This is a genomic window from Pararhodobacter marinus (assembly GCF_003122215.1).
GTDB classification, from domain to species: Bacteria; Pseudomonadota; Alphaproteobacteria; order Rhodobacterales; family Rhodobacteraceae; genus Pararhodobacter; species Pararhodobacter marinus.
On record NZ_QEYD01000016.1, the window covers coordinates 69,397 to 77,370 of the forward strand.

Consider the following 7,974-nt stretch of genomic DNA (forward strand, 5'->3'; position numbering starts at 1 on the left):
GGACGGCTTTGGCCGAAGAGGAGACAGCGATGGACGGTTACGCGCGCGGCGCCCTTGTGGGGACGCATTGGGGGCATTTTCGGGTATCCGCCGACGCTTCGGGCATCCGCGACGTGCAGCCCTACGAGGGCGACGACAACCCTTCGCGTTACGGCTCCTCGCTGGCCGATGGCTTCGACGCCTCGGTCCGGATCCCGCAGCCGATGGTGCGCAAGGCCTGGCTCGAGACCCGCGACGGCAGCGGGCGCAGCCGGGGCGAGGGGCCCTTCGTGCCGGTATCGTGGGACGCGGCGCTGGACCTCGTCGCGGCCGAGCTTGAGCGCGTGCGCAAAACGCATGGCAACGGCGCGATCTTCGGCGGCAGCTATGGCTGGGCCAGCGCCGGCCGCTTTCACCATGCCCAGAGCCAGATCCACCGCTTTCTCAACGGGATCGGCGGCTATGTCAGTTCGCGCAACTCCTATTCCGCCGCGGCCGCCGAGGTCATCGTGCCGCATGTGCTGGGCCTGTCGCCCTATGGCGTGATCGAGCCCAGCTACGAAGAGATCCTCGACCATGGCAGCCTGATGGTGGCGTTCGGCGGAGTCTGTCCGCACAACAACCAGGTCGTGCCCGGCGGCGTGCCGCATCACCATGACCGCGCGTTGCTGTCGCAGTTCCGCGCGCGGGGGATCGAGCTGATCAATGTCGGCCCGATGCGTCAGGACGTGCCCGATTACATGGATCAGTGCTGGATGCCGGTCCGGCCCGGCTCGGACGTGGCGCTGATGATGGGGATTGCGCACGAGCTGATCACCAACGACCTGTGCGATCTTCCCTTCCTGACCACCCATACCGTCGGGTTCGAGGATCTCGCGGCCTATATCACCGGCCAGTCCGACGGCTGCGTGCGCGATGCCGACTGGGCGGCGGGGCTGTTCGGCATCGGCGCGGACCGGATCCGGGCGCTGGCGCGCAAGATGGTCGGTCGCCGCACGGTGATCGCGCTCAGCCTGTCGATGCAGCGCGCGGAATACGGCGAACAGCCCTATTTCATGGGCATCGCGCTGGCCGCGATGCTGGGGCAGATCGGCCTTCCGGGCGGCGGCGTCGGGCTGTCCTGGGGCAATAACGGGCGCGGCCTTTACGGCACGCGGCGGATCAATTTCAGCTGGGGGAAACTGCCGCAGGGCCGCAATCCGGTGCCGGATTTCATCCCCGTCGCGCGCATCGCCGACATGCTGGAAAATCCCGGCGCGCCCTTCGATTACGATGGCGGGCGCTATGCCTATCCCGATATCCGTCTGATCTATTGGGCCGGCGGCAATCCCTATCACCACCATCAGGATCTGGGCCGGTTCGAGCGCGCCTGGGAACGCCCCGAGACGATCATCGTGCAGGACTCGGTCTGGACCGCCAGCGCAAGGCGCGCCGATATCGTGCTGCCCGCCACCACCTTTCTGGAACGCGAGGACGTGGTGTGCGGCATGGGCCAATCGGTGTCGTTCAGCGCGCAGGCGGCGGCGCCCTATGCGCAGGCGCGCGACGATTTCGCGATCTTCTCGGATCTGGCGCGGCGGATGGGCACGTTCGACGCCTTCACCGAAGGCCGCGACACAGCCCAATGGATCCGCCACATCTATCAGCAAAGCCGCGACAACGCGGCGGCGGCGGGCATCCAGCTGCCGGATTTCGAGACCCTGCGCGCGCTGGAAGTGGTCGACGTGACCGACCAGCTTCCGCGCTCGCCGCATCCGCTCGAACGCTTCCACGACGACCCCGAGGGCGCGCCATTGGGCACGCCCTCGGGCAAGATCGAGCTCAGCTCGGACCGCCTCGCCGCTTTCGGCTATGACGATTGCCCGCGCCACCCGGTCTGGCTGGAGCGCAAGGAATGGCTGGGCGCGCCGCTGGCCTATCGCTTCCCGCTGCACCTGCTCTCGCCGCAGCCGCAGAACCGGCTGCACAGCCAGTTCGATTTCGGCCGCGCCAGCCGCGAGGCCAAGATCCGCGGCCGCGAGGTGCTGACCCTGTCCACCGCCGATGCCGCCGCGCGCGGGCTTGCCGATGGCGATATCGCGCGGGTCTTCAATGATCGGGGCGAGACGCTGGCGGGCGTGCGCGTGACCGATGACCTGATGCCGGGCGTGGCACAATTGCCGACCGGCGCATGGTACGACCCGGACGAGGAAGGCATCGACCGCCACGGCAATCCCAACGTGCTCTGCCCCGACCGCCCGACCTCGCGTCTGGCCATGGGGCCGACCGCGCAATCCTGTCTCGTCGAAGTCGAAAAGCACACCGGCCCGCTGCCCGAAATGCGCGCCTTCACCCCGCCGCGTCTCATCGACGAGTGACGGGCGCACGCTTGCCTGTGATCAGGAGGCCGGGTTTCTGCGCATAGACGGCGCGGACCTGGCCCGACCTGCGGATCGCGAGATGGTAGCCGCTGTGGGCCAGCGATTATCGCCGGAATGCACTGAAATTAATGAACTGTCTTGACCCATTGATCCACAAATTTGCGTGTAATGAAATCAAAGGGTTATCGAGAAGAGTGATCCACACGGCGACCAGGTGTGCAAGCGACCTGCTTGCTTAGTTACTTATCGACGAGAAACAATGTGTATCACACGTACTTGGAGGATTCGTCGTGGCAACCGTAGATAGAACTGTTTTCAACATCGCAAACTCGGATCGAAGTGAAGAAGATCAGCTGGCAAAGGTATCCGCGATCTCCGACCAGAGGCTTCGCGCTACCATTCTGTTGGCACGGCGGACGACGGGTGCCGATTGGGATAATGCGATTGCACTGGCTCAAACCGAGCTCGCTAGGCGGGACGCATTGGCGCTCGAGCGCCTAACTGCTCGCACCACTGCTTGGAACGTTGCATCTGGCCTAGGTGGAGTCTGCCTTGGCGCGCTTCTTACGTGGCTGATCGGTCTTTAAAGTTTTGGCCCGCCTAAACAAAACGTCTAATGTTTCACCTGCTTTGTAGGGTTAGTCGATACTCATTGAGCTTCTCAGTCCGCGCGCTGCATATCGCGTGTATCGGGATGATCGCAATGCGCGGTGGCGTGCGAGGCTTCTGAATCGACCGTGCGTGCAGTCATCGTGCAGTGTTGCGGTATTCTGAACTTGACGCGGTTTGAGTGATCGTCAAGCGAGGAAAGTTCGCCTATGAAGAGCAGGGCCAAAGAAACCTTTAGACCGGAGAACTAAATGGAAGGAGAATCGGAAAGCGGAATCACTCTACTAGAGCTTCAGCTCCGATCTCGCCATCTTGTGCGCGAAAGTTGGAGGAAAGACGCCGGAGATCTCTTGGACGCCCATCTCTTATCCGTGACCGCAGTGGCAGTCCTCGTGAACAGCATGGCGGGTCGTAAGTTCGATGCGATATCCACTGATAGAGACTCGATTTTATCATTGTCCGCAAGTTTTATTCAAGGGATAGACCTCTGCGAGACGAGTATTTCTGAAGGCCTTTACTCTCAAGGAGCGAACCTGCTGAAGCAAGAGCTGGAGACAATTGCAGCCATCGATGAGCATGAGCGTGGGGTGCGCCGTGACGGCAAGACACCTAATATTGGCAGGGGAGTTACGAGCTCATACGGAGGAGTATATGGAGACCTCAATGGATTTGCTCATATGGCAAAGACTACTCTGAACAAAATCCTCCACTACTCCGAAGAAGGCGACCTGCGCGGGGCATCCATTGTCCCTCTATACAACAGTGAAGCGGCTAAATTCTTGTATGGAATCCACGTTTCCTTAATACTTCTCCACTGCAGGCAGATGATGATGTTTCGGGCTGCAGTGTTCAACGATCCCCCACATGATAAGGCAATAGCGATCTTCTATGAGGCAACGAAAATTCTACAGCGCGCGGGTGTACTCCAAGGAGAGGTACTTTTATAGCTGTGCCGCGACGGGAACACCCACCACCGCGCCCTGATCCCGGCCTTCGCGCGGTACCTCATTGTGGCCCTCATCGGCTTTGCAGCTTGTCATACCAGCCGCCTAGGCCGAGGCATCCGCGAACCAAGCAGACACAAATCGATCTTGTTCACCAGAATCCAAAACTGAGCACCCTAGTCCACGCGTTCGCTAAGCGAGGGTAACGGAGGAAGCATTATTCCGGAGGACGACGACAGACGACTAAACTCTGCTCTAAAATAGGGATAAGTGGTAAATCTTCCAATTTTCTCAAAGTAAAACTGCAAATAGTTATCAGTGAAGCCTTGCACACCTGTGTAAGCCACGAGGTAAACACAGGCAAGCTTAAGAACTTTCTTTCTGCGGAGCTTAATCTCGGCAGACCATTTGTAACGGCCAAGAAGCAAGCCGATTTCATCGTCAACATAGTACCCGGCGGGATCGCCGACGAAGCCATGGGCCATATTCTCAGTATCTTCAATCGCTTGGAAAACTTCAGGTTTGATCGAGTAATCGCACTCGATCAACTTGATGTCGCTCAATTTTGCAGCGGCAGCAAGCCTCGCGTACACGTCATTGTCGAACTCTTCCGCTTCCCTCGGGACGATCAACTTTTCAGACCTATCGCTCGCAGGCATCACGCCACCAAATTCATTTTCTTAGGTTTCTTGCCATTCGCCGCAATCTCGTGCTCATGCCAAACCGACGGCGACCGCCTCGGATCCAGCTGAACAATTACGCACTTGTATCTTTCCATTTGAGCTGCAGACGGCGGACTTTTAATATCTTTCTTCCGAACAAGCTCAAAGTCCTCTCCGAGCGCGTGCGCAATTCTCGCGATCGTCTTGAGCGTCAAGTTGGGGCCGTTCGAAGAAAAGATCTGCGATACACGCGCGGGCGTCATGCCAAGCTTCTCAGCCAGCTCTTTGTTACTAACGCCTTTGCGGTTCATAGCCCTCTGGAGAGCAACTTGCGTAGAAAAAACCAAAGCCTCAATCGAGAAGATCTCCTCCTCGTCACCTTGCGGACCCAGAAAATCCTTGTTGATCGCCATGCCTATTCTCCCGCTTTCCTCGCAACTCGCTTGAGCTGGTCTTGGTCTGCCTTGTTATCTTTTTTAATGGCGCCTTCTGGGCACCTTAGCTGTAGCGCTGTACCTTCGTCGAAGCAGCCATAGATCCTGAGCTGATATGATTTCGCCGCATAGACCATCGCTGTCTTCCCGGAACCTGTGGGGAAACGCCCCTCCGCTTTGAACTGCTTGTCGTTCAGATCCGCCGGGCCATTTTCACTCAAGTGATCGAGAATACGGTCCATCCTTGCTCTATCCTGTGCGGGTGCTTTTCGGTATGTTTTCAACACCTTCTGGCTGATCCACACCTCACAGTACGATCCCGCTGCAACCTTTACATACTCATCGGTCACTTTTCTGTTGCTCGCGATTTGTTAAGATATACCTAAGGCGGTGTGGGTTGTTGTCAATCCCCATAATCCCCTCTGGAAAGCTGGTGAGGATATGGCCACCTTTAGCCGAACTCGCGTGTTGTTCAACCTACACTATTGTCCCCGAATGCTGGCGCCACCCAAGCTTGAAGAAGTGTTAGCCACTGCGCCGTGCTTTCATGCAGTCTTCCGGTATCCTACCTGTGACGTATCCGCGCAGCGTTAGGATCGGCTGCAACGCGCGATCAATGCCAGCCTTGGTTTGACGCCTCACTGTGGCTCCCATCGGCCTTGCAGCGTGTCATACCAGCCGCCCGGGCCGAGGCATCCGCGCACCTGGTCGCGGTACGCCCGGCGATCTACCGCCACGCGCGCCAGCGCCACGTCCAGTGGATCACCGGCGACAACGGGCGTCTCGTGTTCGCGCTGGCACCAGTCGGGTGGATCGGGCAGCGCGCGGGCCTCGGCCGCCACGCGCCGGGCCTCGGCGGCGCGCAGGCGGTCGAGCGGCCCGTCAGCGCAAGAGGCGCAGAAGATCAGGACTGACAGAACAATCGGCAGACGCATGGGGGTTATCCTCGATGTAGCGGGCCAGTGCGGCGCGCATCGCTTCGGCGCCGCGCTCGGCATCGGCACGGGCGGTCGCCAGCTGATCGCCGGCGGCGCGGGTGGCGGTGTAGACGCGCCAGGCGGCGGCGAGCTCGGCCGCATCCGCCGCCGCCTCTGCCTCGGCCGCCATCTCTTCGCGGATCTCCGCCCGCAGCGCCTCGACCTGCCGGTCATGCCACGCGACGGCGCCCCATAGAGCGGCACAGGCGGCAAAGATCAGCAGCGCAGGGGCGAGAATGCGGGCGAGCGAGGCGCCCACCACGCGGGCGAGCAAGGCGACGAGGATGGTCAATCCAGCGCACCGAGGCAGAGGGCCTGCTCAGCGGCGCGACGGTTCGTCAGCCCGCGTACTTCCACGCCGCCGGCGCGGTTCCAGCGCGGTAGCTGGTTACAGGCGCCCACCCAGTCCCCGTCATTGGCCAGCCGCGCCAGCGTCGATCGGCAGGCCGCGCCAGGGCCGACATTGTAGGACCAGCTGGTCAGCGCGGTCTGGACCCCCAGCGGCTGATCGGGCAGGCCCGGGATGCAGCCGATCAGCGCGGTGCGGTAATCGGCCAGGGCCTCGGCCAGCATCGCGGCGCATTGATCGGGCGTGTAGCTGTCGCCCGCCTCGACGCCCCGGGTCTCGCCATAGCAGACCGTCCAGACCGGCGGGCTGGCGATGCGGTCGAGATAGGCCTCGGTCTCGAGTCCTTCCCATGGGCCGACGAAAGCCGCGGCGGCAGCGAGGACGGCGCCGATCCCGCCGGCGGCGGCAGCCGGGCGGGCACCGCGCCGCGAGAAGATCGAGCGGAAGAAATCGACGATGCCGGGCATGGCAACTCCTATGGATAAAGGTGGGTCTCGGTCAGCCAGGGCCGCCACGGGCACTGGTGGAAGACGACGGCATGCGTTGCCGGCATCTGGTCGGGGGCGATGCTGAGCCGCCAAGGGCCGAACGCGCTGCGCCCTTCGGGCCGCGCGATCGAGCCGCGCAGGTGTTCCACGATCACGGGCACGCTTGTGCCGTTGCCGTCGAGCGCCCAGGCCACGGCTCGGAACTCGCAAGCCGCGCGCACCCGGGTCAGGTGGCCCCAGATCAGCGTGGTCGAGGGGCTGTCCGTTTCGATCCGGGTGATGGTGAAGTCGGTAGCGGCCGGGAACAGGAAGCCCTCGACCCGCCCCAGAAGGGGAAAGGTCCTCGGCAGGATCAGTGCCATCAGCACGAAGCCCAGGGCGAAGAAATCGACCCGCGACCAGCGCGACCGCGTCAGGAAGGATTTCATCGCCAGAGCCCCCGGACCGCCATGATCCCGCCGGCGATCGCCCCGAAGGCGCTGACCAGGTACACGGCAGCGCGCAGGGTCCAGCTGGCGCGCTCGTGCAGCTGCACCACGGCGTTGATCCGGGTCAGCAGCGGCTTTGCTTCCTTGTCGGCGCCGACGGGCACTTCGAGCAGAGCCTCGTAAAGACCTTCCAGCCGGTCGATCAGCGGCGGTCCATCGGCGCGCGGTTGGCACAGGGCAGCATAGAGCGCCCTCAGCATCTTGCGTTCTTCCTCGGTCACGGCCAGCCGACCTCGGCGTCATAGGCCTCGCCGGCATCGAGCGCGTCGAGCAACTCCGCCTCGCGGTCGAAGCAGGCCTGCACATGGGCACGGACGGCCTGCGCGACGGCGAGAACCTGCGCTGCGTCGAGGGTCACGAAGCCGGCTTCGGTTTTCCACTGGATCGTCAGGTTGGGATCGTTGATGACCGCGAGGGCGGCACCGACGATCCGCGACTGGCTGGTGTCGTCGGTGGCGATCGGCATGCCGGCGACGGTGATTCCAGAGACCAGCGCCTGGTCGCGGCGGGCCTTAAGGCGCGCACGCTCCGCTTCGATTTCCAGCGCGGCCAGATCCTCGGCGGTTTCGATGGTCAGTTCGAAGGTCATTCGCTCGGCTCCTCGATGCGGTCGGCGGGGATGGTGACGGGGCCGCTGGTGACGGTGACGGCCCACGGGCTGGCGGGCTGGTCGGGCGCGGCGGT

11 protein-coding genes are annotated in these 7,974 nt (G+C 62.3%); 2 read left to right on the plus strand and 9 right to left on the minus strand.

Annotation, left to right across the window (positions count from 1 at the left end):
* Positions 1-29 precede the first annotated feature (29 nt).
* Together C4N9_RS20405 and C4N9_RS21730 are read left to right on the plus strand one after the other, a co-directional pair.
* On the plus strand, positions 30-2,336 hold the full coding sequence (locus C4N9_RS20405) for a molybdopterin-dependent oxidoreductase (protein WP_109535187.1): 2,307 nt from the start codon (positions 30-32) through the stop codon (positions 2,334-2,336).
* Positions 2,337-3,298: 962 nt separating this feature from the next.
* Entirely contained in the window at positions 3,299-3,895 is a 597-nt protein-coding gene (locus C4N9_RS21730) for a hypothetical protein (protein ID WP_146195190.1), read from the plus strand.
* 173 nt (positions 3,896-4,068) lie between these two features.
* Here C4N9_RS21730 and C4N9_RS20410 read toward each other — a convergent pair whose 3' ends face one another.
* From C4N9_RS20410 to C4N9_RS20445, 9 genes are all read right to left on the minus strand, one after another.
* Positions 4,069-4,551 (minus strand): hypothetical protein, encoded by a 483-nt coding sequence (locus C4N9_RS20410; protein ID WP_109535188.1) that lies wholly within the window; start codon positions 4,549-4,551, stop codon positions 4,069-4,071.
* Positions 4,551-4,967 carry a helix-turn-helix domain-containing protein gene (locus C4N9_RS20415; RefSeq protein ID WP_109535189.1) on the minus strand — a complete coding sequence of 139 codons (417 nt, stop codon included), beginning with the start codon at positions 4,965-4,967 and terminating at the stop codon, positions 4,551-4,553. Before C4N9_RS20415 ends, C4N9_RS20410 begins: the two co-directional genes overlap by 1 nt.
* A 2-nt stretch (positions 4,968-4,969) precedes the next feature.
* Positions 4,970-5,230: a hypothetical protein gene (locus C4N9_RS20420; protein ID WP_109535190.1), complete on the minus strand. Its 261-nt coding sequence runs from the start codon at positions 5,228-5,230 to the stop codon at positions 4,970-4,972.
* Between the two features lie 396 nt (positions 5,231-5,626).
* Complete coding sequence (locus tag C4N9_RS21735) at positions 5,627-5,923, minus strand: hypothetical protein (protein ID WP_146195191.1); 297 nt, start codon at positions 5,921-5,923, stop codon at positions 5,627-5,629.
* Complete coding sequence (locus tag C4N9_RS20425; RefSeq protein WP_109535191.1) at positions 5,871-6,257, minus strand: hypothetical protein; 387 nt, start codon at positions 6,255-6,257, stop codon at positions 5,871-5,873. Before C4N9_RS20425 ends, C4N9_RS21735 begins: the two co-directional genes overlap by 53 nt.
* Positions 6,254-6,781: a lysozyme gene (locus C4N9_RS20430; RefSeq protein ID WP_109535192.1), complete on the minus strand. Its 528-nt coding sequence runs from the start codon at positions 6,779-6,781 to the stop codon at positions 6,254-6,256. Before C4N9_RS20430 ends, C4N9_RS20425 begins: the two co-directional genes overlap by 4 nt.
* Positions 6,782-6,789: 8 nt before the next feature.
* The gene (locus C4N9_RS20435; RefSeq protein ID WP_109535193.1) at positions 6,790-7,230 is read right to left on the minus strand and encodes a hypothetical protein; all 441 of its coding nucleotides are present in this window, start codon (positions 7,228-7,230) and stop codon (positions 6,790-6,792) included.
* Positions 7,227-7,511: a hypothetical protein gene (locus C4N9_RS20440; RefSeq protein ID WP_146195192.1), complete on the minus strand. Its 285-nt coding sequence runs from the start codon at positions 7,509-7,511 to the stop codon at positions 7,227-7,229. Before C4N9_RS20440 ends, C4N9_RS20435 begins: the two co-directional genes overlap by 4 nt.
* Positions 7,508-7,879 carry a DUF4376 domain-containing protein gene (locus C4N9_RS20445; protein ID WP_109535195.1) on the minus strand — a complete coding sequence of 124 codons (372 nt, stop codon included), beginning with the start codon at positions 7,877-7,879 and terminating at the stop codon, positions 7,508-7,510. Before C4N9_RS20445 ends, C4N9_RS20440 begins: the two co-directional genes overlap by 4 nt.
* Positions 7,880-7,974: the final 95 nt, after the last annotated feature.